The organism is Humitalea sp. 24SJ18S-53 (assembly GCF_050632385.1).
In the GTDB taxonomy this organism is placed as follows: Bacteria; Pseudomonadota; Alphaproteobacteria; order Acetobacterales; family Acetobacteraceae; genus Humitalea.
Window position 1 is genome coordinate 1,841,596 of record NZ_CP192599.1, and the last position, 23,282, is coordinate 1,864,877.

Annotated in this window: 22 protein-coding genes; 10 read left to right on the plus strand and 12 right to left on the minus strand. The window is 70.2% G+C overall.

Features of this window, described 5'->3' with window-relative positions; all coding sequences use genetic code 11:
• The 9 genes from ACQW02_RS08870 to ACQW02_RS08910 all read right to left on the minus strand — a co-directional run bounded on the left by ACQW02_RS08870 (position 1) and on the right by ACQW02_RS08910 (position 9,571).
• Positions 1–1,263, minus strand: coding sequence for a CmpA/NrtA family ABC transporter substrate-binding protein (locus ACQW02_RS08870; protein ID WP_431284908.1), 1,263 nt, complete (start codon positions 1,261–1,263; stop codon positions 1–3).
• Entirely contained in the window at positions 1,260–2,360 is a 1,101-nt protein-coding gene (locus ACQW02_RS08875; protein WP_431284909.1) for a CmpA/NrtA family ABC transporter substrate-binding protein, read from the minus strand. The genes ACQW02_RS08870 and ACQW02_RS08875 overlap by 4 nt, the downstream gene beginning before the upstream one ends.
• A gap of 206 nt (positions 2,361–2,566) precedes the next feature.
• Positions 2,567–3,142 (minus strand): ANTAR domain-containing response regulator, encoded by a 576-nt coding sequence (locus tag ACQW02_RS08880; RefSeq protein ID WP_431285881.1) that lies wholly within the window; start codon positions 3,140–3,142, stop codon positions 2,567–2,569.
• A gap of 82 nt (positions 3,143–3,224) precedes the next feature.
• Positions 3,225–3,695, minus strand: a complete 471-nt coding sequence (locus ACQW02_RS08885) for a GNAT family N-acetyltransferase (RefSeq protein WP_431284910.1) — start codon at positions 3,693–3,695, stop codon at positions 3,225–3,227.
• On the minus strand, positions 3,692–4,369 hold the full coding sequence (locus ACQW02_RS08890) for a metallophosphoesterase (protein ID WP_431284911.1): 678 nt from the start codon (positions 4,367–4,369) through the stop codon (positions 3,692–3,694). The genes ACQW02_RS08885 and ACQW02_RS08890 overlap by 4 nt, the downstream gene beginning before the upstream one ends.
• Before the next feature lie 41 nt (positions 4,370–4,410).
• Complete coding sequence (locus ACQW02_RS08895; RefSeq protein ID WP_431284912.1) at positions 4,411–5,799, minus strand: cryptochrome/photolyase family protein; 1,389 nt, start codon at positions 5,797–5,799, stop codon at positions 4,411–4,413.
• A complete protein-coding gene (gene pdeM / locus ACQW02_RS08900; protein ID WP_431284913.1) occupies positions 5,796–6,521 on the minus strand; it encodes a ligase-associated DNA damage response endonuclease PdeM in 726 nt (241 codons plus the stop codon). The genes ACQW02_RS08895 and pdeM overlap by 4 nt, the downstream gene beginning before the upstream one ends.
• Positions 6,518–9,058: a ligase-associated DNA damage response DEXH box helicase gene (locus tag ACQW02_RS08905; protein WP_431284914.1), complete on the minus strand. Its 2,541-nt coding sequence runs from the start codon at positions 9,056–9,058 to the stop codon at positions 6,518–6,520. Before ACQW02_RS08905 ends, pdeM begins: the two co-directional genes overlap by 4 nt.
• A 45-nt stretch (positions 9,059–9,103) precedes the next feature.
• Positions 9,104–9,571 carry a Fur family transcriptional regulator gene (locus ACQW02_RS08910; protein WP_431284915.1) on the minus strand — a complete coding sequence of 156 codons (468 nt, stop codon included), beginning with the start codon at positions 9,569–9,571 and terminating at the stop codon, positions 9,104–9,106.
• Between the two features lie 74 nt (positions 9,572–9,645).
• On the opposite strand from ACQW02_RS08910, the gene hisI reads away from it, so the two are divergent.
• The 3 genes from hisI to ACQW02_RS08925 are packed head-to-tail and all read left to right on the plus strand — an operon-like array spanning position 9,646 to position 11,755.
• Positions 9,646–10,053, plus strand: a complete 408-nt coding sequence (gene hisI, locus ACQW02_RS08915) for a phosphoribosyl-AMP cyclohydrolase (RefSeq protein ID WP_431284916.1) — start codon at positions 9,646–9,648, stop codon at positions 10,051–10,053.
• The gene (locus tag ACQW02_RS08920) at positions 10,050–11,054 is read left to right on the plus strand and encodes a CobW family GTP-binding protein (RefSeq protein ID WP_431284917.1); all 1,005 of its coding nucleotides are present in this window, start codon (positions 10,050–10,052) and stop codon (positions 11,052–11,054) included. The genes hisI and ACQW02_RS08920 overlap by 4 nt, the downstream gene beginning before the upstream one ends.
• Positions 11,055–11,104: 50 nt before the next feature.
• Positions 11,105–11,755, plus strand: coding sequence for a GOLPH3/VPS74 family protein (locus tag ACQW02_RS08925; RefSeq protein WP_431284918.1), 651 nt, complete (start codon positions 11,105–11,107; stop codon positions 11,753–11,755).
• Positions 11,756–11,758: 3 nt separating this feature from the next.
• On the opposite strand, the gene ACQW02_RS08930 is transcribed toward ACQW02_RS08925, so the two are convergent.
• Positions 11,759–12,025: a SemiSWEET family sugar transporter gene (locus ACQW02_RS08930; RefSeq protein ID WP_431284919.1), complete on the minus strand. Its 267-nt coding sequence runs from the start codon at positions 12,023–12,025 to the stop codon at positions 11,759–11,761.
• Positions 12,026–12,102: 77 nt separating this feature from the next.
• Here ACQW02_RS08930 and ACQW02_RS08935 point away from each other — a divergent pair, with 77 nt between their 5' ends.
• Together ACQW02_RS08935 and lpxB are read left to right on the plus strand one after the other, a co-directional pair.
• Positions 12,103–13,011 (plus strand): nitrilase-related carbon-nitrogen hydrolase, encoded by a 909-nt coding sequence (locus ACQW02_RS08935; protein WP_431284920.1) that lies wholly within the window; start codon positions 12,103–12,105, stop codon positions 13,009–13,011.
• The gene (lpxB, locus tag ACQW02_RS08940; RefSeq protein ID WP_431284921.1) at positions 13,008–14,156 is read left to right on the plus strand and encodes a lipid-A-disaccharide synthase; all 1,149 of its coding nucleotides are present in this window, start codon (positions 13,008–13,010) and stop codon (positions 14,154–14,156) included. The genes ACQW02_RS08935 and lpxB overlap by 4 nt, the downstream gene beginning before the upstream one ends.
• On the opposite strand, the gene ACQW02_RS08945 is transcribed toward lpxB, so the two are convergent.
• A complete protein-coding gene (locus ACQW02_RS08945) occupies positions 14,146–15,255 on the minus strand; it encodes an Mrp/NBP35 family ATP-binding protein (RefSeq protein ID WP_431284922.1) in 1,110 nt (369 codons plus the stop codon). The two genes, lpxB and ACQW02_RS08945, sit on opposite strands and share 11 nt — an antisense overlap.
• Before the next feature lie 357 nt (positions 15,256–15,612).
• Here ACQW02_RS08945 and hflK point away from each other — a divergent pair, with 357 nt between their 5' ends.
• The 3 genes from hflK (at position 15,613) to ACQW02_RS08960 (ending at position 19,296) form a co-directional block, all read left to right on the plus strand.
• Positions 15,613–16,710, plus strand: coding sequence for an FtsH protease activity modulator HflK (gene hflK / locus ACQW02_RS08950; protein ID WP_431284923.1), 1,098 nt, complete (start codon positions 15,613–15,615; stop codon positions 16,708–16,710).
• Positions 16,707–17,651 carry a protease modulator HflC gene (gene hflC, locus ACQW02_RS08955; RefSeq protein ID WP_431284924.1) on the plus strand — a complete coding sequence of 315 codons (945 nt, stop codon included), beginning with the start codon at positions 16,707–16,709 and terminating at the stop codon, positions 17,649–17,651. The genes hflK and hflC overlap by 4 nt, the downstream gene beginning before the upstream one ends.
• Before the next feature lie 115 nt (positions 17,652–17,766).
• The gene (locus tag ACQW02_RS08960; protein WP_431284925.1) at positions 17,767–19,296 is read left to right on the plus strand and encodes a DegQ family serine endoprotease; all 1,530 of its coding nucleotides are present in this window, start codon (positions 17,767–17,769) and stop codon (positions 19,294–19,296) included.
• A 232-nt stretch (positions 19,297–19,528) separates the two neighbouring features.
• Here the strand turns inward: ACQW02_RS08960 and serB are convergent, their stop codons facing one another.
• The gene (gene serB, locus ACQW02_RS08965; RefSeq protein ID WP_431284926.1) at positions 19,529–20,422 is read right to left on the minus strand and encodes a phosphoserine phosphatase SerB; all 894 of its coding nucleotides are present in this window, start codon (positions 20,420–20,422) and stop codon (positions 19,529–19,531) included.
• A gap of 41 nt (positions 20,423–20,463) precedes the next feature.
• Between serB and miaA the strand changes: the two genes are divergently transcribed.
• Both miaA and ACQW02_RS08975 read left to right on the plus strand, forming a co-directional pair.
• Complete coding sequence (miaA, locus tag ACQW02_RS08970) at positions 20,464–21,411, plus strand: tRNA (adenosine(37)-N6)-dimethylallyltransferase MiaA (RefSeq protein ID WP_431284927.1); 948 nt, start codon at positions 20,464–20,466, stop codon at positions 21,409–21,411.
• Positions 21,412–21,471: 60 nt separating this feature from the next.
• Positions 21,472–23,277, plus strand: coding sequence for an acetolactate synthase 3 large subunit (locus tag ACQW02_RS08975; protein ID WP_431284928.1), 1,806 nt, complete (start codon positions 21,472–21,474; stop codon positions 23,275–23,277).
• Positions 23,278–23,282 lie beyond the last annotated feature (5 nt).

Genomic DNA, 23,282 nt, shown 5'->3' on the forward strand with positions numbered 1-23,282 from the left:
TCAGACCCCCGCGAGACGCTTGATCGGCTGGCTTTCCAGCCAAGCCGCGGGGTTGGCGGGGTCGAAGACCTTGCCGTCGAAGAAGGTTTCCAGCCCGCGGCTATTGGTCGCGGGGGTTTCGCCATTGGGCACGCCGGCGCGGGCTGCCGCGGCGCGCCAGATGTCCTGCTTGTTCACCTGCGCCACCAGCGCGGCCGTATCGGTGTTCGGCGTCAGCACGCCCCAGCGGATGTTCTCGGTCAGGAACCAGAGGTCATGCGTCGGGAAGGGATAGGAGGCGTGGTCACGGAAATACTTCATCAGTAGCGGCGAGTTTTCCACCGTGCGGCCATCGCCATAGACGATCGTGCCCTGCGAGCGGCCGATGATGTCGGCGGGCGGCACGTTGAACCAGGCGCGGCGGCCCAGGATGTTGCACATCTCGACCTTGTTGCCGGGCTCGTCGCACCAGCGCGCGGCCTCGATCGTGGCGGCGGTGATGGCTTCGGCGGCGCGCGGATTGGTCGCGACCCAGTCGCCGCGCATCGCCAGCGATTTTTCGGGGTGGTCGCGCCAGATCTCGCCGGTGACGCAGGCCGTGTAGCCCAGGTTCTGATTCACCAGTTGCGCGTTCCAGGGCTCGCCGACGCAGAAGGCGTCCATGGTGCCGACGCGCATATTGGCGACCATCTGCGGCGGCGGCACGACGATGGTCTGCACATCGGTATCGGGGTTGATGCCGCCGGCGGCGAGCCAGTAGCGGATCCACAGATCATGCGTGCCACCGCGGAAGGTCATCGCGATCTTGGTGTCGCTGTTGAACACGCGCTTCAGCGCGCTGGCATCCAGCGTGGCACCGGCCGGCTTGTGCTTGTTGGCGACGCTGATCGCCTGGCCATTGGTGTTCAGCCGCGCCAGCAGCGCCATCGGCACCGCCTGGTTGTTCTGGGTGATGCGTCCCGTGTGGATCAGGTAGGGCATCGGCGTCAGGATATGCGCGCCATCGATGCCGCCCGACCCGCCGCCCAGCACCAGGTTGTCGCGCACGGCACCCCAGGATGCCTGCTTGTCCACCTCCACGTCCGGCATGCCGTGCTTGGCGAAGAAGCCCTTTTCCTTGGCGATGATCAGCGGCGCGCTATCGGTCAGCGCGATGTAGCCGAGCTTGGCGCGCCGCACCTCCGGCGTGGTCGCCCCCTGCGCGAAGGCGCCCCGGGGGGCGGCGGCACGCGCGGCGGCGAACAAGGCGGTGGTGGCAAGAATGGCCTGGCGGCGGCTGGTCATGCGGCGAACTCCGTGGGGATGGGGGAAGGGGGGTGCATCGGCTCGCCCAGTGCCTGGGCGGCGCGGGCGAACAGGTCGTGGCGGAAGGGGGCCAGGGCGGCGGCCTGGTCGAAGCCGGCCGGCACATGGCCGCAACGCCGCATGCAGCCCAGCCAGAAGGCCGCATGCGCCGGATGCGGCGCCAAGGCCGCGCGGAAGTTCAGGGGATGGGCCAGGGCCCTGACCGTGCCATCCGGCTCGGGCACGCGCCCGGCCAGGCCATGCGCGATGATATGGGGCGCCACGGCCGGGATCGCGTCCTGCGCCAGGATGGCGGCGGCTTCCTCCCGGTTCGCGGGTTCGTCCAGCCAGCGGGCCGCGGCGATCACGGCGGCGGTGGCGGCGATGGCGGCGGCGGGTTCGGCCTCCACGACCGAGGCGCGGAAGGCAAAAACCTTCTCCGGGTGGTCGGGCCAGATGTCGCCGGTCGCGAGCATGATCCGCCCCGCGCCGCAGGCGACCGCGGCACTGCCCCAGGGTTCGCCGGCGCAGAACCCATCCAGCGCGCCCGTGCCCAATGCCACCGGCATCGCGGGCGGCGGCAGCACGCTCATGGCCAGGTCCACATCCGGGTTCAGCCCGCCGGACACCAGCCATTCCCGCAGCAGGTAGTTGTGCGACGACACCGGATGCACGACGCCCAATCGCAACGGCGGCAGGCCCTTTGCGGCCCGCGCCCGGACCAGGGCGGCGAAGGCGGCGGCAGCCAGCGGCAGGGGCTCCTCCGCCAGCGCCCCGGAAATCGCCCGCGACAGCACCAGCGTATTGCCGTTCCGGCCAAGCCCCGCCGCGACCGCCAGCGCCGCCGGCGGGCCGGCCAGGCCGAGCGCCGCGGCAATCGGCATCGGGTAAAGCATATGCGCCGCATCCAGCGCGCCAAAAGCGACCTTGTCGCGCAACCCGGCCCAGGATGCCGCCGGCGACAGCGCCACGCGCACCCCATGTCGCGCGAAAAGCCCCAAGGCCCCGGCCACGATCAACGGCGCCGCGTCGGTCAGCGCGACGAAGCCGAGCGACAAGGCGCGGGACGAAAGGGCAGGCGCTTGCAAGGTGGCCATCGGTCGCATCCGGCACCTGCCCCTCTGGGGGCCTGGGCACCATGCCGTCCCGTCATTGGGCCGGCGCGTGGGAGCGTTGTGCAGCCTTGCCCGACGTCAGTGCCGGGGGCTGCGACCGAGGTCGCGGGTTTCGATAAGCAATGGCCGTGCCACGAAGGCTTGTCGCCGTATATAAAGGCATTTTAGAAAATGCCTGACAAGTCCGGCTAATTTTCGGGCGGCGTTGCTTTTTCCTTGGGCAAAACATCGCGCGCGGCGATCACCAGGCGCACGCCCCGGTCCATCGCCATCCGCCGCAACGCCGCATGGGCCTCGGCCTCACTGATCCGCCGTGCCCGCATCAAATGCCCCTTGGCGCGTTCGATGATGCGGCGTTCGGCCAGGGTGGCGCGGGTTTCCGTCAATTCCCGCTTCAGCGCCTCATGCGCACGGAAGCGGCGGATGGCGACTTCCATCACGGGCCGCACCCGGGCGGGGGCCAGGCCTTCGATGACATAGGCCGCGACGCCCGCTTCCAGGGCTGCCTCGATCTGCGTGTCCTCGCCGGTCTGAGCGAAGAGCACCACGGGCCGGGGTTCGTCGCGGTTCAGCAGGCGCATCGCCTCGATCGCGTCGCGGGAGGGGTCGTCGAGGTCGCAGACGATCACCTCCGCGCCGCTTTCGCGCACGCGGGCGATCAGGTCCAGCGGTTCGGCAAGCACGGCCACGACCTCACAGCCGCTCGCCTCCAGCCCTTCCCTGACGGCGGCCGCACGATCGGCGTCGCCATCCACCAGCAGCACACGCAACCCCGTCCCAACTCCTTATGGCCGTTTGGCCCGAAGCCGGCGTCTTCCCTGGTGCCATTGTGCAGTGCAGCGCGGCTTAGGGCAAAGGCGAAGATGCGCCGATCTGGCGCGACATCAGCGTGACGGCCTCGCCATGCCAGTTTTCCGGGCCTTCGTGCCGCCAGCCGAGGCGGTTGTAGAAGGCCGACTTGTCGGGGGTAAACAGCCAGATGCGGTCGAAGCCCGCCGCGGCCGCGTGCTGCTCCACATGCCGGACCAGGGCCGCGCCGATGCCGCCGCCGCGGGCATCGGGGGTGACATAGAGGCTGGCGAGCCAGGGGTTCAGTTCCGGTCGCTGGAACAGATCGTCCAGGTCCAGCGCCACGGTGCCCATCGGCCGCCCGCCGACGGTCGCGACCCAGACGGTCGGGGCGGCCGGACCACGGGCGCGGGCGCAATAGTCGATGGTCTCGGACAGGCTCCAGCCATCGATGGCCCACCAGGTCCGGTGCAGCCAGCCGCCGACCTCCGCCTCATGCCCGCTGCCGCCGAGGATGCTGATCCTCATCCGAGATCCTCCCACCTCAGATCCTGCCAGGACAAATATCCGCCCTTGCCGGCGCCGGTGTCGAGGAAGCGCACCTGGCCACCGGCCTCGCCCGGCCAGGTGGTCGGCAGGTCGCGGCGTTCGTGGCCGCAGAAGACGGTCAGTCCGGGGGGCAGCAGGTCGATCCAGCCATGCAGCCGTTCCGGAAAGCCATTGGCCAGGCTGCGGCCCGAGATTTCACCATAGATGGCGCGGGCGACCGGGGGCGTGGTGCGGGCGGCGCCGGCATCGGGGGGCGGCAGGCCGTGTTCCATCGCCGGATGCCAGGCGGCATGCACGAAGCGCGTCGCGCGCAGCCCGGCCCAGGCCGGGGCGCGGGCGATTTCGTCCAGCGTGCGCGCGGTCAGCGCCGCGCCATCGGGGTCCGCGGCGATCTGGTCCAGGGTGGTTTGCAGCCCATGGGTGCGGTCGGTCTGCCGCCCGGTCAGCGCGCGGCGCAGGCGGTGGTCGTGATTGCCGAGCAGGAACATGCCCGCGGCGCTGTCGATCAGCCCGAATGCCAGGCGCAGCGCCCCGGGGCTGTCCGGCCCGTGGTCGGTCAGGTCGCCCAATTGCACGACGAAGAGCCCGAGTGCGGCGGCACCCTCGATCGCCGCACCAAAGGCCGCGGCATCGCCATGCACGTCGCCGACCACGCGCAGGCCGGCGAAACGGCGGCGGTCCGGCGGCCAGGCGGTCAGGCGGTCTCTCCCTTGATGGCGGCATAGGCGGCCAGCGCACGGGCGCGGCCGAAGGCGTGGTCGATGATCGGCGGCGGGTAGTCGCGGACCAGGCCGGGCGGCGCCTCCCACGGCTGGTGGATCAGGTTTTTCGGCAGGCGCGCGAGTTCCGGCACCCAGCGCGTGACATAGGTGCCCTCGGGGTCGAATTTCGCCCCCTGGAGCATCGGATTGAATACCCGGAAATACGGCGCCGCATCCGCGCCGCAGCCCGCGACCCATTGCCAGGAGGCGCTGTTGGAGGCGAGGTCGCCATCCACCAGCGTGTCCCAGAACCAGTCCTGCCCGTCCTGCCAGGGCTGCAACAGGTGCTTGACCAGCAGCGAGGCCACGATCATCCGCACCCGGTTGTGCATCCAACCCGTGGCCCAAAGCTGGCGCATGCCGGCATCGACGATGGGATAGCCGGTCATCCCGCGCTGCCAGGCCGCCAGGTATTTTGGGTTGGGCTGCCAGGGGAAGGCGGCGAATTTTTCGGCCAGTGGTGCTTCCGGCATCTCGGGCCGGTTGAACAGCAGGTGGTAGGCGAAGTCGCGCCACAACACTTCCTTCAGGAAGGTGTGCGACCCGGTGGCCCCGGCCTCGCGGGCGGCATGCCAGACCTGGCGGGGCGAGATTTCGCCAAAGCGCAGATGCGGCGACAGGCCGGAGGTGCCGGGGATCGCCGGGATGTTCCGCGCCCCATCGTACGCCGCCAGCGCGCGGGTTCCGAAGGCGGCCAGGCGTTTTGCCGCGCCGGCTTCACCGGGCTGCCAGTGTTTCGGAAAGTCCTTCGCCCAGTCGCGCTTGGGCAGCAGGTCCAGGGTGGCGCCTGCGGGCGGGTTCGCAACGGGGTGCAGCCGCGCGGGGGCGTCCATCGGCGGGGCTGGTTCGCCGGCGGCGAAGATCGCGCGGGAAAAGGGCGTATAGACCTGATACGGCTTGCCCTGGCCGGTGCGCAGCGCGTGCGGGTCGTGCAGCAAGGTGCCGCGATGGCGCACCAGGCGGCGGCCGGTGGATTTCAGCGCGGTTGCGATCGCCTCATCCTGGCGCCGGCCCCAGGGTTCGAAGCGTTGCGCGACATGGATGTCTTCCGCACCCACGGCCGCGGCCAGGGCCGGGATGATGATGGCCGCATCGCCCTGTGCCAGGTGAAGGTCGACGCCACGCCGGGACAGGTCGGCGCCCAGCGACGCCAGCGCGTGATGCAGCCACCAGCGCTGCGCCCCGCCGTGTTTCCAGGCCCCCGCCGCGTCGTCGTCGAGCACGAAGACCGGCAGGATCGGCCGGTCCGCCACCGCCATCAGCGCGGGATTGTCGGCAAGCCGCAGGTCGTTGCGAAACCACAGAAGGGCAGGGCGCGTCATGGCCCGGATATGGGGCCGTTGTGCGCGGCGGTAAGCGCGGGCCGCGCCAATGCGCGCAGCGGACCCGTCGCGAAGGAATGCAGCCGGTCGCGCCCCAGCAGGAAGGCCCGCCCGCCGCGCGGGAACAGCGCCCCCAGGGCCGGGTCGCGAATGTCCAGCCCGCCGCAGAAACTGCCGAAGGCGGGCAGCACCACGCGCCGCCCATCGGTCAGGAAACAGGGGCGGGTGATGGCGCCGGCGCGGGTCTCCAGGCTCGCCTTGGGGTGGAAATGCCCGCTGATCTCGGCACTGGCGCCGGCCTGTGCGATGTGGCGGAACACCAGCGGCCCGTCGCGGTGTTCGGGGACCGATACCCCCGGCAGGTCATGCGGCGCCGCCGGATCGTGGTTGCCCAGGACCCAGATGACATCGATGCCGGCCAGCATCGCGACCAGCGCCGCGCGATCCGCCGGCGCCATGCGGGCCGAGCCATCGCTGTCGTGAAAGGAATCGCCGAGCAGCACCAATGTCTGCGGTTTCCATCGGCGCAGCAGCGGCGTCAGCCGTGCCAGCGTATCGCGCGTGTCATAGGGCGGCAGCAGGCGCCCGCGCGCGGCGAAGGCGCTGCCTTTTTCCAGGTGCAGATCGGCGACGGCCAGCAGCCGTCGCGCAGGCCAGGCCAGCGCCCCGCCGTGGTCGAGGGCCAGCCGTTCACCGGCGATATGCAGGGGCGCGGGGATCATCCGGTCACGGCTTTCGGCGCATGGCGGATGAAGCGGTTGCGGCGCTTCTTCTCGGCGGGCTTGTTCCGCGGGCGGGACTCAGGGCGGATGGTTTCGGTCGCCTCGGCCAGGGTTTCGTCAAAATAATCGGCGCCATCGGTCGCGTCATGCACCAGGGCGGCGGCTTCCGCCAGCAGGGCATCCTCGGCCCCGCCGGTGATCCATTCGCGCCCTTCCTCGATCAGCGCCGGCACGGCAAGGGGCGAGACGCGGTCCAGCACCCGATGCCGGATGCCGCCTTTCCGGGCGCGGGCGAGAAGCGCAGCGATGCGGGCGATGTCGGTCAGCCCCCCCGCGGCCTCGGCCCGCGTCGCGCGCAGCAGGATGTGGTCGGGTTCGTGCCGGCGCAGCACGTCGTAGATCAGGTCCGCATTCATCGTCATGTTTCTGGTCGATTTCTCGGCACCGGGCTGATGCTTTTCGATCAGTCCGGCGATGGTGGCGATGTTGCGGAAGGTGCGCCGGAGCATGGAGGATTCGGCGATCCACTCCTCCAACTCGTCGCCCAGAATATCTTCCGCAAACAGGTCGGCGACGTCGGTGGGTTCGAAGGCGCTCCACAGCGCCAGCACGTAGTCGGTGCCCATGAACCCGAGTGGCCCAAAGCCCGCGCGCTCCATACGCTTGCTGACCAGCATCCCGAGGGTCTGGTGCGCCAGCCGGCCCTCAAAGGTGTAGGCGACGAGGAACCAGCGCCCGCCGCGCGGAAAGGTCTCGATCAACAGCCCGTCGCGCGGCGGCAATTCGCTGCGCAGCTTTTGCATCCGCAGCCATTCGCGCACGGGTTCGGGCAGCGTCTTCCAGCGCTTGGGGTCGTGCAGGATCCCGCGCACCCGTTCGGCCAGGTAGGTCGTCAGCGGCATGCGACTGCCGGCATAGGTCGGCACGCGCGGCTCGCCCTCTCCGCCGCGCGAGACGATGCAGGCGGTGGGGTCCAGCCTTTCGTATTTCAGCACCTGGCCGGCAAAGATGAAGCAATCGCCGGGGGTCAGGGTGGAGATGAACCATTCCTCGACCTCGCCCAGCATCGGCCCGCCGCGCAGCCGCACTTTCAGCAGCGGGGTTTCCACGATGGTGCCGAGGTTCATGCGCAACTGGCGCGCGACGGCGGTGCCTTGGACATGCATCCGGCCCTCGGCATCGCGGAAGAGTTTGCGGAAGCGGTCGTAGGCGCGCAGCGCGTAGCCGCCATCCTCGACGAAGCGCAGCGTGTCGTCGAAATCGCGGCGGGTCAGCGCGGCATAGGGCGCGGCGCGCAGGATCTCGGCATAGAGGTCGTCGGGGAAGAAGGGCGCGGAACAGGCCATCGCCAGGATGTGCTGCGCCAGGACGTCCAGGCCGCCGGGACGCGGTGCATCGCCGTCCAACTCGCCGGCGGCGATGGCCTCGATCGCCGCGGTGCATTCGATGACCTCGAAGCGGTTGGCGGGAACCAGGACCGCCTGGGAGGGTTCGTCCATCCGGTGGTTGGCGCGGCCGACCCGCTGCAACAGCCGCGACACGCCTTTTGGCGCGCCGACCTGGATCACCTGGTCCACGGCGCCCCAGTCGATGCCGAGGTCCAGGCTCGCGGTCGCCACCACGGCGCGCAGCCGGCCGGCGGACATGGCGGCTTCGACCTTGCGGCGCTGTTCGACCGTCAGGCTGCCGTGATGCAGCCCGATCGGCAGCGTGTCCTCGTTCAGCCGCCACAGCGCCTGGAACACGAGTTCGGCTTGCGCGCGGGTATTGACGAAGACGATGGTGACACCGGCCGCCTGCACGCGCCGGAAAATCTCGGGCGCGCTGGCCAGGCCCATGTGGCCGCCCCAGGGCAGGTGACCTTCGGGCAGGATGATGTCGAGCCGCGGCTTGGCGCCCTCGGCGCCGGTCACCAGCACGGCGGTCTCGGGGTTTGCGTCGGGGGCGACAAAAGCGCGCAGCGGGTCGGGGTGCGCGACGGTCGCCGACAAACCGACCCGGCGCGCGGCGGGTGCCAGGGTCGATAGCCGCGACAGGCACAGCGCCAACTGGTCGCCACGCTTGGTTCCGGCCAGGGCGTGGATCTCGTCGATCACCACCGCCGATAGCCCGGCGAACATCGCGGCCGCGTCGGGCGAGGCCAGCAGCAGGGTCAGGCTTTCCGGCGTGGTCAGCAGGATGTGCGGGGGGTCGGTGCGTTGGCGCTGGCGGCGGTTGACGGGGGTGTCGCCGGTGCGGGTTTCGATGCGGATGGGCAGGGCCATGTCATCGACGGGCGCGGTCAGGTTGCGGGCGATATCGACCGCCAGGGCCTTGAGCGGCGAGACATAGAGCGTGTGCAGCCCCGGGCGGGGGGTTTCCGCAAGCTCGATCAGCGATGGCAGGAACCCCGCCAGGGTCTTGCCGCCACCGGTCGGCGCGACCAGCAGCGCCGATCGCCCGGCGCGGGCCGCATCCAGCAGCGCCAGTTGGTGCGCGCGCGGCGTCCAGCCGCGCGCGGCGAACCAGGTGGCGAAAAGTTCTGGCAATGTTCCCATTGGCAATGCAGGTATGCCAGCCCGCCGCATCGCCGGGAAGGGGTCTTACCCCGCAGCGCAGGTGGCGCAGACGCCCTCGATCTCGACCGTCGCGCGCGTCGCCATGAAACCCTGGGCGCGTGCTGCCGCGGCCAAGGCCTCGGTCACCGCGGGATCGGCGATTTCCGCGGTCACGCCGCAGCGGCCGCAGATCAGGAACTGGTGCGGGTGGCTATGGCCGGGCGCATGGTCGTGGCCATGTTCGGTGCAGGCGATGAAGGCGTTCAGCCGCTCGACCTTGTGGATCAGCCCCTGTTCCAGCAGGAAATCCAGCGCGCGATAGACGGTGGGCGGGGCGGCGCCGCTGCGGTCGGCCTTCAGCCGGTCCAGCAAGGCATAGGCGCCGATCGGCTGCCCGGCCTCCAGCACCAGGCGCAGCACGTCGCGGCGCAGGTCGGTCAGCCTGGCCCCACGCGCGGCGCAGGCGGCGGCGGCCGCGTCCAACTCGCTGCTGTGTTCCTGCACCGCTGCCATGTGTCCTTCCGCTCTCCAGCCCATCCGGCCTGGCTGTTATATGGTAACACCCAGGCCGAGAAGGAACCCACCCGATGGATACAACCGATCCCGCCGGCTGCGAACGCCTCTTGGCGGCGCTGCGCTTCGATGCCCAGGGCCTGGTCGCCGCCGTCGCGCAGCAGCACGACACTGGTGAGGTCCTGATGCTGGCCTGGATGAACCGCGATGCGGTCGCCGAATCCCTGGCGACGGGGCGCGCGGTGTATTTCAGCCGGTCGCGCCAGGCGTTGTGGCGCAAGGGCGAAACCTCCGGCCAGACGCAGCGGCTGGTGGATTTGCGGCTGGATTGCGATGGCGACGCGGTGCTGCTGCTGGTCGACCAGACCGGCGTCGCCTGCCACACCGGGCGGCGGTCGTGCTTTTCCTGGGCGCTGCGCGATGGCGACGTGGCGGCGATCGCCCCGCCGCTGGCGGACCCGGCGGCTCTCTACGGCGCATGATCCCGGTCACCCTGCTGACGGGTTTCTTGGGCGCCGGGAAAACCACCCTGTTGAACGCGCTGCTGAAGCAGCCCGCGATGGCCGGCACCGCCGTGCTGGTGAACGAGTTCGGGGAGATCGGGCTGGACCACCTGCTGGTCGAGACGCTGGCCGAGGATGCCGTGCTGCTGAACGCCGGCTGCCTGTGCTGCACCGTGCGCGGCGACCTGGTGACCGCCCTGTCGGCCCTGGCGGCGCGGATCGATGGCGGGCAGGCGGTGTCGCGCGTGGTGGTCGAAACCACGGGGCTGGCCGATCCGGCGCCGATCCTGCACACGCTGATGGCCGACCCCACGATCGGGCGGCGTTTTGTGCTGGACGGCGTGGTCACGCTGGTCGATGCGGTGAACGGCATGGCGACCCTGGACAGCCAGCCCGAGGCCGTCAAACAGGCCGCCGTCGCCGACCGCATCCTGGTGACCAAGACCGATCTTGCGACCGACATCGCGCCGCTGGTCGCGCGCCTGGCGGCGCTGAACCCCGGCGCGCCCGCCCTGGCCGTGGTGATGGGCGATGTCCCGGCCGAGGCGATCCTGGCCGCCGGCCCCTTCGACCCCGCCGCCAAGACCGCCGATGTCGCGCGCTGGCTGGCGGCGGAGGCCCATGCGCACCACCACCCTCATCACCACCACCACGACCCCAATCGCCACGACGCGCGCATCAAGGCCTTCTGCCTGACCTGGGACCGGCCGCTGCCCTGGCAGGGGGTGGCGGGGTTCCTGGAAATGCTGACCGCGACGCGCGGCGACAGCCTGCTGCGGGTCAAGGGCATGCTGGATCTGGAGGGCGAGGCGGGGCCCGTCGTCGTGCATGGCGTCCAGCACCTGTGGCACCCGCCGCGCCGCATGGCGGCCTGGCCCGAGGGCACGCCACCTGCCTCGACCCTGGTGTTCATCCTGCGCGACCTGGATCGCGCGATTGTGGAGCAGGGGCTGGCAGCCTTCATCGACGCGGCGCGTTGACAGTCCGGATGCGCCGGGCGGACCCTGCGCCGAGCCATGGAGACCCGCCTATGCCGCTGACGATACCCGAGGAACTGCTGCTGCTGATGCTGGATGACAGCACCGGCCGAGTGCACGACCGCGCGGCACCCTCCGGGGATTTCGCGCTGGCGGGCGCCGTCCTGGCCGAACTGGCGATGCGGAACCGCATCGACACCGACCCGAAGCACCTGTTCGTCGCGGATTCGACCCCCCTTGGCGACCCGATGCTGGATGGCGTGCTGGCCCGCATCGCCGCCGCCGGCCGCCAGGAGGACAGCCGCTGGTGGATCGAAACCCTGTCGCGCGAGGCCCCCGATTTCCGCGAGGCGCTGTTCGCCCGCCTGGTCGCCCGCGGCATCCTGCGCGTCGAGGATGGCAAGTTCCTGTGGCTGTTCAGCGAACGCCGCTATCCGGTCGTGTCGGACAAGGAGGAGCGGGAGGTGAAGGCCCGCCTGCTGGGCGTCATCTTCGACGATGAGATTCCTGAGCCGCATGACGCGCTGCTGCTGGGCTTGGCCCGCGCGGCGGGGCTGTTCGGGCTGATCCTGTCGGCGGAAGAACTGGACAGCGCCCAGCCGCGCATCGACCAGGTGGCGGGGCTGGAGGACATCAGCCGCGCCGTTTCGGCGGCCGTGCGCGACATCTACCTGGAGATCGCGCGCTGGGCGCCGATGATGTGAGGCTCAGCCGCGCCGCAGCTTGATCCACAACAGGTAGAGCGACAGCGGCGCGGTGATGGCATTGGCGATCCAGACGCTGGGTGCCGCGATGACCATTCCATAGACCAGCCAGAGCATGACCCCGGACACGAACATCAGCAGCATCGGCAGGCTGAAGTCGCTGGCCGATCCGGTTCTCCAGGTTTTCACCACCTGGGGGACGAAGGCCGCTGTCGTCAGCGTGCCGGCGACCAGCCCAATGCCCTCCGGGCCCGCCAGATCCAGACCCATCGATACCCCCGGCCTGCCAATCAGGCGCGATCGGGTCTATGCAACCCGTCGATGCACCCGTCCAGCCAAGCCGCCGCATGAGTGACGATCCGGATTGGTCGCTGGTGCCCGAGGCGCCAGCTCCGGTGGCGGCGGCGCCCCAGGTCCTCGACTGCGGTCATCCGCTGCGGGCGGATGCCTTGGGCCATGGCCATGTGCGCCTGGCGGTGGCGCAATTCCCGGCCGGGCCGATCGCGGGGGTGGCGGGGCTTGCGGCGCTGCTGATCAACTGGGTCGCCCGCGCGGCGGCGGGTGGCGCCCAACTGGCCGTCCTGCCGGCGCGGACGGCCATGATCTGTGCCGAGTCCATCGCCGTGCCCGGCGTCACGCCGGCCGAGGCACTCGCCGACGTGTCGCCGATGGTGCAGGCGGCGTTGCGCGACGCGGCGCGGCTGTCGGGGCTTTGGTTGCTTGGCGGCACGCTGCCGCTGCGCGCGGCGGATGGCACGATCGGGGATTGGGCGCCTCTGGTGGCGCCTGACGGCCGGATCGCGTGGCAGGGCGCGGGCCCGGATGCGCCGCCCGCCGTGTTCGACACGCCCTTCGGCCGCCTGGGTATTTCCATCGGCACCGACATCGGCTTCCCGAAGCACGTCCGTGCCCAGGTCGAGGCCGGGGCCTGGCTGGTCCTGGCCCCGGCGCGGGCGACCGACGCGCATGGCGCGCACCGGCTGCACCTGGCGGGCGCGGCGCGGGCGATGGAAAACCAATGCCATGTCGCGCTGGCGATGATGGTCGGCGGGGAATGCCGTGGCCATGCCGCGGTCTTCGGCCCGGTCGATGCGGGGTTTCCGCAGGATGGCGTCCTGGCGCGCGGGGCGATGGACCGGGCGGAATGGGTGTTCTGCGACCTTGATACCCATGGACTCGACGCGGTGCGGGCCCGGGGTGGGCCGGGCTGGCCACGGACGCCGTTCCCCGCCTGCGTGCCGGCCGATTTCGCATGACCCTGGTCTATCTGATCGCCGGCGAATCCTCGGGCGATGTGCTGGGGGCGCGGCTGTTGGCGGCGATGCGCGCCAAGGCACCGGGTATCCGTGCGGCCGGCATCGGCGGCGACCGCCTGGCCGAACAGGGCATGGCCAGCCTGTTCCCGATGCGGGACCTGGCGCTGATGGGGCTGATGGAAGTGCTGCCCAATATCCGCCGCCTGGCGCGCCGGTTGGACGAGACGGTGGCCGATATCACCGCCCGGCGGCCGGATGTGGTGGTGACGATCGACAGCCCGGGCTTCACCTCCCGCATCGCCAAGCGCATCCGCCCCTTGGGTATTCCGATCGTGCACTACGTCGCGCCGCAGATCTGGGGCTGGCGCGCCTGGCGGGTGAAGGAGATCGCACAGCAGATGGACCGGCTGCTGTGCCTGCTGCCCTTCGAACCGCCGATGTTCCTGGCGGCGGGGCTGGATGCGCGCTTCGTCGGCCATCCGGTGCTGGAAAGCGGTGCGGAGACCGGCGATGCCGCGCGCTTCCGCGCGCAGCATGGCATCGGCCCCGATGAACGGGTGGTGCTGGTGATGCCCGGCAGCCGCCGCACCGAGATCACCCGCATGCTGCCGGTTTTTGCCGAGGCCCTGCGGCTGGCCGAAACACGCGTCCCGGGCCTGCGCCCCGTCGTGCCCCTGGCCGGGCCGGTCGAGGCCGCGGTGCGCGCTGCCACGGCGTCCTGGTCCCCCGCGCCCATCCTGGTCACGACCCTGGCCGACAAGCATGACGCCTTCGCCGCGGCCTCGGCCGGGCTGATCAAGTCCGGCACCTCCTCGCTAGAGGTCGCGATGGCCGGGGTGCCGATGCTGATTGGCTACAAGGTGAATTGGCTGACCGGCGAAATCCTGCGGCGGATCGCCACCGCGAAATACGCGGCCATCGTGAACCTGCTGGCGGATGCGCCGATCATCCCCGAATTCCTGCAGGAACGCTGCACGCCGGCACTGCTGGCCGATGCGCTGGTCGAATTGCTGACCGATCCGGCGATTGGTGCGGTCCAGGTGGCGGGGGCGCGGGACCTGCTGGACCGGCTGCGCCCGCCGGGTGGCGGCAGCCCGAGCGAGGCCGCCGCCGATGCGGTGCTGGGTGTGTTGGCTAAGCCATGACGATCTTCGGTCCCGACGCGCGGGGGACCGAGGCTTTTTCCCATACCCGCGCGGCCATGGCGCGGTAGGTCGCGGCTTCTTCCGACTCGGGGCGCGCCATCACGATCGGCGTGCCGGCGTCGGCCAGTTCGCGGATGGCGAGTTTCAGCGGCAGCTCCCCCAGGAATTCGACGCCCAGCCGCGTCGCTTCGGCCTTGGCCCCGCCATGGCCGAAGATATCGGTCGTGTGGCCGCAGTTCGGGCAGCAGAAGACCGACATGTTCTCGATCAACCCCAGCACGGGCACGCCGACCTTCTCGAACATCCGAACGCCGCGGCGGGCGTCGATCAGGGCGACGTCCTGGGGGGTGGAGACGATCACGGCCCCGGCCAGGGGCACGCGCTGGCTCATGGTCAGCTGGGCGTCGCCGGTGCCGGGCGGCATGTCGACGATCATGATGTCGAGGGGCCCCCAATCGACCTGGCCCAGCATTTGTTCCAGCGCGCCCATCACCATCGGGCCGCGCCAGACCATCGGGGTTTCCTCATCCACCAGGAAGCCGATGGACATCGCCTTCAGCCCCCAGCGCGACAGTGGCTGGATGCGCCCGTTCACCGCGCGCGGCTTGTCCCGCGTGCCCAGCATCTGCGGCAGGGACGGGCCGTAGATATCGGCATCCAGCAGCCCGACGGTCAGCCCCTGTGCGGCCAGGGCGACGGCCAGGTTCACCGCGGTGGTGGATTTGCCGACGCCGCCCTTGCCCGAGGCGACGGCGACGATCGCCCGGACATCCGGCAGCAGCATCGCCCCCTGGCCGGCCGGCGGCTTGCGCCCGGGCGCGGCGGGCGGGGGGGCAGCGGGCGCCTCGGCCCGGTGCGCGGTCAGCACGACGGTCGCCGAGATCACCCCCGGCACCGCAGCCACCGCCCGTTCGGCCGATGCCCGCAGCGGTTCCAGCGCCCGGGCCCGGTCCCGCGGCACCGCCAAGGTCACCTGGACCAGCCCATCGCGGGCCACCACGGCGTCCACCCAGCCGAGCGCCGCGACGTCGCGCCCCGATTCGGGTTCGATGACCTTGCGCAACGCCAGCCGCACCGCATCCGCCAGGGCTTCGCCCATAACTTGAAAATCCTTCATGTCTGGCCGATATGCGCAGGACGCAGGCCGGGTTACGGCCGTGATATGGCGCGGCCGGCGCCCGGCCGTAAGCCCGGGTGCCTGTCGCCACGCATCGAATGCCCCCCGCGTGGGGCGATTTGCCCGCAAGGGCATTGCCCTTTGGGGCGTTGAGGGAGGCCGGCCGCTTTCATGGCGTGGAACAATAGTGGCGGGCCCAGCCCGTGGGGTAATCCTCGCCCCGGCGGCAGTGGCGGCGGCGGCGGTGGCCAACCCGGTGGTCCTTGGGGGACCCCGCCCCAGGGCGGCGGCGGCGGCGGTGGCAATCGCGGTGGCGGCGGCGCGCCCGACCTCGATGACATGATCCGCCAGGCACAGGACGCCGTGCGGCGGTTCCTGCCGCGCGGCAGCGGTGGCTTTGGCGGCAAGGGGCTGGCGCTGATCGGCCTGGTGCTGGTCGCGATCTGGGCCGGCAGCGGCTTCTACCGCGTGCAGCCTGACGAACAGGGCGTGGTGATGCGCTTCGGCGCCTTTGACCGCACCGCCCCCCCGGGCCTGAATTATCATATTCCCTGGCCGGTCGAGACTGTGACCACGCCACGCGTGACGCGCATCAACCGCGTCGATGTCGGCTTCCGCGCCAATCCCGACCAGACCACGGGGCGGCCCGTACCCTCCCGCGACGTCGGTGAGGAATCGATGATGCTGACGGGTGACGAGAATATCATCGACATCGATTTCGCCGTCTTCTGGCGCATCCGCGATGCGTCGGAATTCCTGTTCAACACGCGCAACCCGGAGCAGACGGTGAAATCCGTCGCCGAGAGCACGATGCGCGAGATGATCGGCCGTACGCCGATCCAATCCGCCCTGACCGAGGCGCGCGCCCAGATCGAGACCCAGGTCCGCGCCGCCACCCAGGCCGTGCTGGACCAGTATCGGTCTGGCATCGAGATCACCCAGGTGCAGTTGCAGAAGGTCGATCCCCCGGCCAGCGTCGTCGATGCCTTCCGCGACGTGCAGCGCGCCAATGCCGACCGCGAACGCGCCCGCAACGAAGCCGAATCCTACCGCAACGACATCATCCCGCGGGCGCGTGGTGAGGCGGAGCGCGTGGTGCAGGAAGCCCAGGGCGCCCGCGAAAGCCAGATCGCCCGCGCGGGTGGCGAGGCGCAGCGCTTCCTGTCGGTTCTGGGTGCCTACCAGGTGGCGCGGGATGTGACCGTGCGCCGCATGTACCTTGAGACCATGGAGGAGATCCTGCGCCGCAACCCGAAGATCATCGTGGACGACCGGTTGCAGGGCGTCATGCCCTTGCTGCCGCTCGGCGCCGATCAGACGCGGCCGCAGCCCGCCCCGATGACCCCGCCGGGGCCGCCGGCCTTGCAGCGCCAACTGGCGCCGGCCGCGGCGCCGGGCATCTTCCCCAACCGCCAGCCGCAGGGGATCGCCCGATGACCCGCCTGACTGTTCTCATCGGCGTCCTGGTCGTTGGGTTCATCACCCTCACCTCGACCCTGTTCACTGTGCAGGAGACCCAGCAGGTCCTGATCACCCAGTTCGGCCAGCCGATCCGGGTCATCACCAAGCCTGGGCTGCAGGCCAAGATCCCGTTCATCCAGAACGTGATCGCCTTCGACCGCCGGTTGCTCGACTACGACAGCCCTGGCGAGGAGGTGATCCTGGGCGACCAGCGCCGCCTGGTCGTGGACAGTTTCACCCGCTATCGCGTCGTCGATCCGCTGCTGTTCTTCCAGACGGCGGGGGCGGCCGAAAGCGGCATCCGCGGGCGACTGGGGTCCATCGTCTCCTCCGCGCTGCGGCGGGTGCTCGGCAACGAGACCCTGTTGGCCGTGCTGTCGGCCGAACGCACCCGGGTCATGGCCGACATTCTCCGCGAGGTGAACGGCGAAGCCCGCCGCTTCGGCATCGAGGTGACGGATGTCCGCATCCGCCGCGCCGACCTGCCGGAGGAAAATACCCAGGCGGTCCTGACCCGGATGCAATCCGAACGCGAACGCGTGGCGCGTGAAGCCCGCGCCGAGGGCGCCGAAGTCGCCGCCCGCGTCCGTGCCGGCGCCGATCGTGAACGCACGGTGATCCTGGCGGAAGCCCAGGCGCAATCGGACGTGCTGCGCGGCCAGGGTGAGGAGGGGGCGATCAAGCTCTTCGCCGATGCCTTCCAGCGCGATCCGCAGTTCTACCAGTTCTACCGGACCATGCAGGCCTATCGGGAAGCCTTCGGTGAGGGCGAGTCGCGGTTCGTGCTGTCGCCCGACAGCGAGTTCTTCCGTTACTTCCGCGACAGCACACCGGTGCCGTTGACGCCGAACCCGGTGTTGCCGAACCCGGCGCAGGCGCCCGCGGCCGCCCCGAACCCGGCCGTGACGCCGGGCTGAAACCTGGCCCCCGCGCTTCGGCGCGGGGGCCAGTTACGTGTTGCAACCAAGCAGGGGCTTGGCGGCGCCTTGCGCCGAGGCGCATCCTGCTTGCAACTGACGGATGACCAATCCCATGCGCCTTGCAGCCCTGCTTCTTTCCGGCGCGATCGTCGCCGGCCCCGCCTTCGCCCAAACGGCCGCGCCCGCGGCGCCAGAGGCGATGTCCAGCCAGACCGCCCCGACCACCTTTGCTCCCCTGGCCCGACGGCTGCTGCCGGCCGTGGTGAACATCCAGACCACCCAGACGGTCCAGGCCCGGCCCGGCGCCCGGCCGGATGCGCCCGAAGTGCCGCAAGCCCCGCCCGGCAGCCCGTTCGAGGAGTTTTTCCGCGACTTCCTGGAACGCAACCGCCCCGGCGGCCCCCCGGCACGCCCCGGCCAGCCGGCACCGACGCCGCGCCGCGCGCAGTCGCTGGGCTCGGGCTTCATCATCGACGCCTCCGGCATCGTGATCACGAACAACCACGTCATCGACGGCGCGGATGAGATCAACGTCGTGTTGCAGGACAACACGACCCTGCGCGCCGAGCTGGTCGGCACCGACCCGCGCACCGATGTCGCGGTGCTGCGCGTGCGGCCGGAACGCCCGCTGCCGGCCGTGTCCTTCGGCGATTCCGATACGGCTCAGGTCGGTGACTGGGTGGTCGCGATCGGCAATCCCTTCGGCCTCGGCGGTTCCGTCACGGCCGGCATCGTCTCGGCCCGTGGCCGCGACATCCGCCAGGGGCTCTACGACGACTTCATCCAGACCGATGCCGCGATCAACCGCGGCAACTCGGGCGGCCCGCTGTTCAACCTGGCCGGCGAGGTCATCGGCATCAACACCGCGATCTACTCGCCCTCCGGCGGGTCGATCGGCATCGGCTTCTCCATCCCCTCCAACCTGGCACGCAACATCGCCGCGCAGTTGCGCGACGGCGGCCGGGTGCGGCGCGGCTGGCTGGGCGTGAACATCCAGCAGGTGACGGATGAGATCGCGGAATCCCTGGGCCTGCAGGGCGGTGCGCGTGGCGCGCTGGTCGCGCGGGCGCAGGAAGGTGGCCCCGCGGCCGCCGGCGGCATCCAGAACGGCGACGTGGTGCTGAAGTTCAACAACCAGGACGTCCGCGAAATGCGGAACCTGCCGCGCATCGTCGCCGAAACCCCGGTCGGCACGGTCGCCCCGGTCGTTGTCTGGCGCAACGGCAAGGAGGAGACGGTGAACGTCACCGTCGCCGAGTTGCCGGCCGATGTGCAGGCCGCGGCAACCGCCCCGGCCCAGCCGCGCCCGCAGGCAACCGTCGAGCTGACGGGGCTCGGCATGAAGGTCTCCGGCATGACGCCGGAACTGCGCGAGCGCTTCAGCATCCGCCCCGAGCGTAACGGCGTGGTCATCACCGAGGTGACGCCGGGCAGCCCCGCCGCCGAACGCGAACTGCGCCCGGGCGACGTCATCGTCGAAGTGCAGCAGGAACGCGTCACGACGCCGCAGGAACTGTCCGAGCGTGTCGAACGCCTGCGCCGCCAGAACCGCGCCAGCGCGCTGTTCCTGATCGAAGGCGCACAAGGCCAGCGTTGGGTTCCGCTGCGACTGCGCGCGGCGACGCCTGGTTCGCCGGGGTGACCCGGCCGTGGAGGGGGCGTCGCCCCCTCCACACCTCCCCCACCAAGGGGCCGTGGCCCCTTGGAACCCACGGGATTTGGCGACATCAAGCGAGGGGCGTGGAACGCCTTACGGCGACGGAACCGCCTTTGACGCCCCTCGCTTGATGTTGCCAATACGTCGCCGGTCCAGGGGCGGCCGCCCCTGGTGGGGGGAGTTTGAGGCGGGGCGAAGCCCCCCTCAAGGCGCCACCTTACCCCGCCTGGATCTCGCCCGCGGAAAATCCCATCGCGAACAGGACGCCACGCAGCCCGGCATGGTCCAGCCGGGCGCGGGCGGCGGCGGCGACCACGGGCTTCGCGCGATAGGCGATGCCCAGGCCCGCGGCGCCGATCATCGCCAGGTCGTTCGCCCCATCGCCGATCGCGGCCGTTGCCGTCAGCGGCAGGCCGTTCTCCGCGGCCAGACGTTTCAGTGTCGCGAGTTTCGCATCCCGGTCCAGGATCGGCTCACCGACGCGGCCGGTCAGCACCCGGCCGTCATCCTCCAGCGTATTGGCGAAGTGATGCGTAAACCCCAGCCGCTGCGCGACGCGCCCGGTGAAGAAGGTGAAGCCGCCCGACACCAGCGCCGTCACCGCGCCATGGGCGCGCAGCGTCGCGATGAGTTCGACGGCGCCCGGCGTCATTTCGGTCGCGGTCCAGGTCGCGTCCAGCGCCGACACGTCCAGCCCCTTCAGCATGGCGACGCGTTCGCGCAGCGCGGTCGAAAAATCCAACTCGCCGTTCATGCTGCGCTTGGTGATGGCGGCGATCTTTTCCTTCAGCCCGGCGAAGGCGGCGATTTCGTCCAGCGTCTCGCTGGTCACGATGGTGCTGTCCATGTCGGCCAGCAGCAGTTGCTTCCGGCGGCCAGTCGTTTCCTGGCTGATCGCATCGACCGGCGCATCGCCCAGCGCCTGGCGCGCGATGGCGGTCGCCTGGTCGGTCGCGAGGTCACGAAACGGCAGGTCGCAGGCCTCGCCCGGCGACAACCACTCGGTCGCGCCGGGATCCGCCCCCAGATCGCCGAGGGCAGCGCGCACGCGCTGCGTGAGGGCAGGGGTCAGGGCGCCGGCGGGGGCGCAAAGGGTCAGGACATGCGGCATGGCGGCCGGTTTTTGGCCCTGCCACGCCGGGGCCGCAAGGTATGATCCCGCATGCGCTGCTGATCGCGGGGCCGACCGCGTCGGGCAAGTCGGCTCTGGCGCTGGATCTGGCGCGGGCCTTGGACGGTGAGATCATCAACACCGACTCCATGCAGGTCTATGCGGGGCTGCGGGTGCTGACGGCGGGGCCATCCGAGGCCGAGGAAGCGCTGGTGCCGCATCGCCTCTATGGCATCCGCGCCCCGGCCGAAGCGGGCAGCGTCGCCTGGTGGCGCGATGCGGCGCTTGCGGCGATGCAGGCGGCGCGGGATGCCGGGCGGCTGCCGATCCTGTGCGGCGGCACGGGCATGTATTTTTCCGCGCTGACCCAGGGGCTGTCGCCGATGCCGCCGGTCACCGAAGCCGACCGCGCCGCCGCACGCGCGCTGCTGGCCGACATCGGCCCCGCCGCCTTGCATCAACGACTGGCCCAGGCCGATCCGGACACGGCCGCGCGCCTGCGCCCGACCGACCCGCAACGCCTGGCCCGCGCCTGGGAGGTTTTTGCGGGAACCGGGCGGGGGCTGGCGTCCTGGCAGTCCGAACCCGGCACAGGACCTGCCCCCTGGCGTTTCGCCGCCATCCTGCTGGACCCGTCGCGCGACACGTTGCGCGCCGCGATCGCCGCACGCTGGGCCGCGATGCTGAAGGGGGGTGCGATGGAGGAGGTGACGGCGTTGCTCGCGCAAAACCTCGACCCGTCGCTGCCCGCCATGCGCGCCCATGGCGTGCCCGAACTCGCCGCCGTCGCGGCGGGGAGCATCACCCTCGAAGAGGCCGGGCGCCGTGCCTGCCTCGCCATGGGGCAATACACCAAGCGGCAGGCGACCTGGTTCCGGCACCATGATCTCGGGCCCACGCATAGGATATATGCGCGAACCACGGGTCTGGCGCAATTTTCTGAAAGTGAACGGGCGGAAATCTTCGCATTTGTTGATGGAGTGCGTTGACGCGCCGCAGCAGCGGGGGTAACGCTGCGCCGCCGAAGCCCAAAGGAAAGCCCCATCCCCATGTCCGCCATCGCAACGCCCAGCCCCGAAACCCGGATCATGACCGGGGCGGAGGTCGTCCTTCAGGCGCTGAAGGATCAGGGCGTCGAGGTTATTTTTGGTTATCCCGGCGGCGCCGTGCTTCCCATCTATGACGCGCTGTTCCAGCAGAACGCGATCCGCCACATCCTGGTGCGGCACGAACAGGCCGCGGTGCATGCGGCCGAGGGCTATGCCCGTTCGACCGGCAAGGTCGGCTGCGTGCTCGTCACCTCCGGCCCCGGCGCGACCAATGCCGTGACCGGCCTGGTGGATGCGCTGATGGACAGCATTCCGGTGGTCTGCCTGACCGGCCAGGTGCCGACGCATCTGATCGGCAATGATGCCTTCCAGGAAGCCGACACCACCGGCATCACCCGCCCCGCGACCAAGCACAACTACCTGGTCAAGCGCCCCGGCGACCTGGCGCGCGTGATGCATGAGGCGTTTTACGTCGCCCGCAGCGGCCGCCCGGGCCCGGTGGTGGTGGATCTGCCCAAGGACATCCTGATCGGCCGCGCGCCCTATCATGACGCCGAGCGCGAGGAACACCGTTCCTACCGCCCCGTCACCGAACCCGATGCGCGCCGCATCGGGGAAGCCATTGCCGCGATGAAGCGCAGCCATCGCCCGATCGTCTATGCCGGCGGCGGCGTGATCAACGCGGGGCCGGAGGCGTCGCGCCTGCTGGGTGAATTCGTGCGGATGACGGGTTTTCCCTGCACCAATACGCTGATGGGCCTGGGCTCTTATCCGGCCAGCGATCCGCAGTTCCTGGGCATGCTCGGCATGCACGGGACCTACGAAGCGAACATGGCGATGCATGGCTGCGACGTGATGTTCAACATCGGCGCGCGCTTCGACGACCGCGTGACGGGGCGGCTGAACGCCTTCTCGCCCGGCTCGACCAAGATCCACGCCGATATCGATCCGTCCAGCATCAACAAGAACGTGCGCGTGGACGTGGCGATCGTCGGCGATGCCGCGGCCGTGCTGCGCGCGATGATCGCCGCCTGGAAGGCCGATGACACGGAACAGGACCGCAAGGCGCTGGCCGGCTGGTGGCGCCAGATCGAGACCTGGCGCGGCAAACACTGCCTGTCCTACGTGCAGCAGGGCAAGATCATCAAGCCGCAGCACGCGGTGAAGCGCCTGTTCGAGATCACCCAGGAGTTGAAGGGCAAGTCGGGCAAGGAGACCTTCATCACCACGGAGGTCGGCCAGCACCAGATGTGGGCCGCGCAGTATTTCGGCTTCGATCAGCCGAACCGCTGGATGACCTCGGGCGGGCTCGGCACCATGGGCTACGGCCTGCCGGCCGCGATGGGCGTGCAGATCGCGCATCCCGATGCGCTGGTCATCGACATCGCCGGTGAGGCCAGCATCCTGATGAACATTCAGGAGATGGGGACGCTCGCCCAGTACCGCCTGCCGGTCAAAGTCTTCATCCTGAACAATGAATACATGGGCATGGTGCGCCAGTGGCAGGAATTGCTGCATGGCGGGCGCTATTCGGAATCCTATTCTGAAGCCTTGCCCGATTTCGTGAAGCTGGCGGAAAGCTTCCACGCCGTCGGCATGCGCGCGACCGACGCCGACCAGTTGGACGATGTGATCCACGCGATGATCGCCAGCCCCAAGGCGGTGATCGCCGACATCAGCGTGGCCAAGGACGAGAACTGCTTCCCGATGATCCCCTCCGGTGCCGCGCATAACGAGATGATCCTGAGCCCAGGCCAGACCGGGGGCGTCGCCGGCGTCACCGATGAAGGCAAGGTGCTGGTCTGATCCGA

Excerpts from the sequence above, each read along its gene's own strand:
- hisI (WP_431284916.1), top strand. The coding sequence starts at position 9,646 with ATGGATACAACCGATCCCGCCGGCTGCGAACGCCTCTTGGCGGCGCTG.
- ACQW02_RS08935 (WP_431284920.1), top strand. The coding sequence starts at position 12,103 with ATGAGTGACGATCCGGATTGGTCGCTGGTGCCCGAGGCGCCAGCTCCG.
- pdeM (WP_431284913.1), bottom strand. The coding sequence starts at position 6,521 with ATGATCCCCGCGCCCCTGCATATCGCCGGTGAACGGCTGGCCCTCGAC.
- ACQW02_RS08945 (WP_431284922.1), bottom strand. The coding sequence starts at position 15,255 with ATGGGCGAAGCCCTGGCGGATGCGGTGCGGCTGGCGTTGCGCAAGGTC.
- ACQW02_RS08925 (WP_431284918.1), top strand. The coding sequence starts at position 11,105 with ATGCCGCTGACGATACCCGAGGAACTGCTGCTGCTGATGCTGGATGAC.
- ACQW02_RS08910 (WP_431284915.1), bottom strand. The coding sequence starts at position 9,571 with ATGGCAGCGGTGCAGGAACACAGCAGCGAGTTGGACGCGGCCGCCGCC.
- ACQW02_RS08870 (WP_431284908.1), bottom strand. The coding sequence starts at position 1,263 with ATGACCAGCCGCCGCCAGGCCATTCTTGCCACCACCGCCTTGTTCGCC.
- ACQW02_RS08920 (WP_431284917.1), top strand. The coding sequence starts at position 10,050 with ATGATCCCGGTCACCCTGCTGACGGGTTTCTTGGGCGCCGGGAAAACC.
- lpxB (WP_431284921.1), top strand. The coding sequence starts at position 13,008 with ATGACCCTGGTCTATCTGATCGCCGGCGAATCCTCGGGCGATGTGCTG.
- ACQW02_RS08960 (WP_431284925.1), top strand. The coding sequence starts at position 17,767 with ATGCGCCTTGCAGCCCTGCTTCTTTCCGGCGCGATCGTCGCCGGCCCC.
- hflK (WP_431284923.1), top strand. The coding sequence starts at position 15,613 with ATGATCCGCCAGGCACAGGACGCCGTGCGGCGGTTCCTGCCGCGCGGC.
- ACQW02_RS08885 (WP_431284910.1), bottom strand. The coding sequence starts at position 3,695 with ATGAGGATCAGCATCCTCGGCGGCAGCGGGCATGAGGCGGAGGTCGGC.
- hflC (WP_431284924.1), top strand. The coding sequence starts at position 16,707 with ATGACCCGCCTGACTGTTCTCATCGGCGTCCTGGTCGTTGGGTTCATC.
- ACQW02_RS08875 (WP_431284909.1), bottom strand. The coding sequence starts at position 2,360 with ATGGCCACCTTGCAAGCGCCTGCCCTTTCGTCCCGCGCCTTGTCGCTC.
- ACQW02_RS08895 (WP_431284912.1), bottom strand. The coding sequence starts at position 5,799 with ATGACGCGCCCTGCCCTTCTGTGGTTTCGCAACGACCTGCGGCTTGCC.
- ACQW02_RS08930 (WP_431284919.1), bottom strand. The coding sequence starts at position 12,025 with ATGGGTCTGGATCTGGCGGGCCCGGAGGGCATTGGGCTGGTCGCCGGC.
- ACQW02_RS08975 (WP_431284928.1), top strand. The coding sequence starts at position 21,472 with ATGTCCGCCATCGCAACGCCCAGCCCCGAAACCCGGATCATGACCGGG.
- ACQW02_RS08905 (WP_431284914.1), bottom strand. The coding sequence starts at position 9,058 with ATGGGAACATTGCCAGAACTTTTCGCCACCTGGTTCGCCGCGCGCGGC.
- serB (WP_431284926.1), bottom strand. The coding sequence starts at position 20,422 with ATGCCGCATGTCCTGACCCTTTGCGCCCCCGCCGGCGCCCTGACCCCT.
- miaA (WP_431284927.1), top strand. The coding sequence starts at position 20,464 with ATGATCCCGCATGCGCTGCTGATCGCGGGGCCGACCGCGTCGGGCAAG.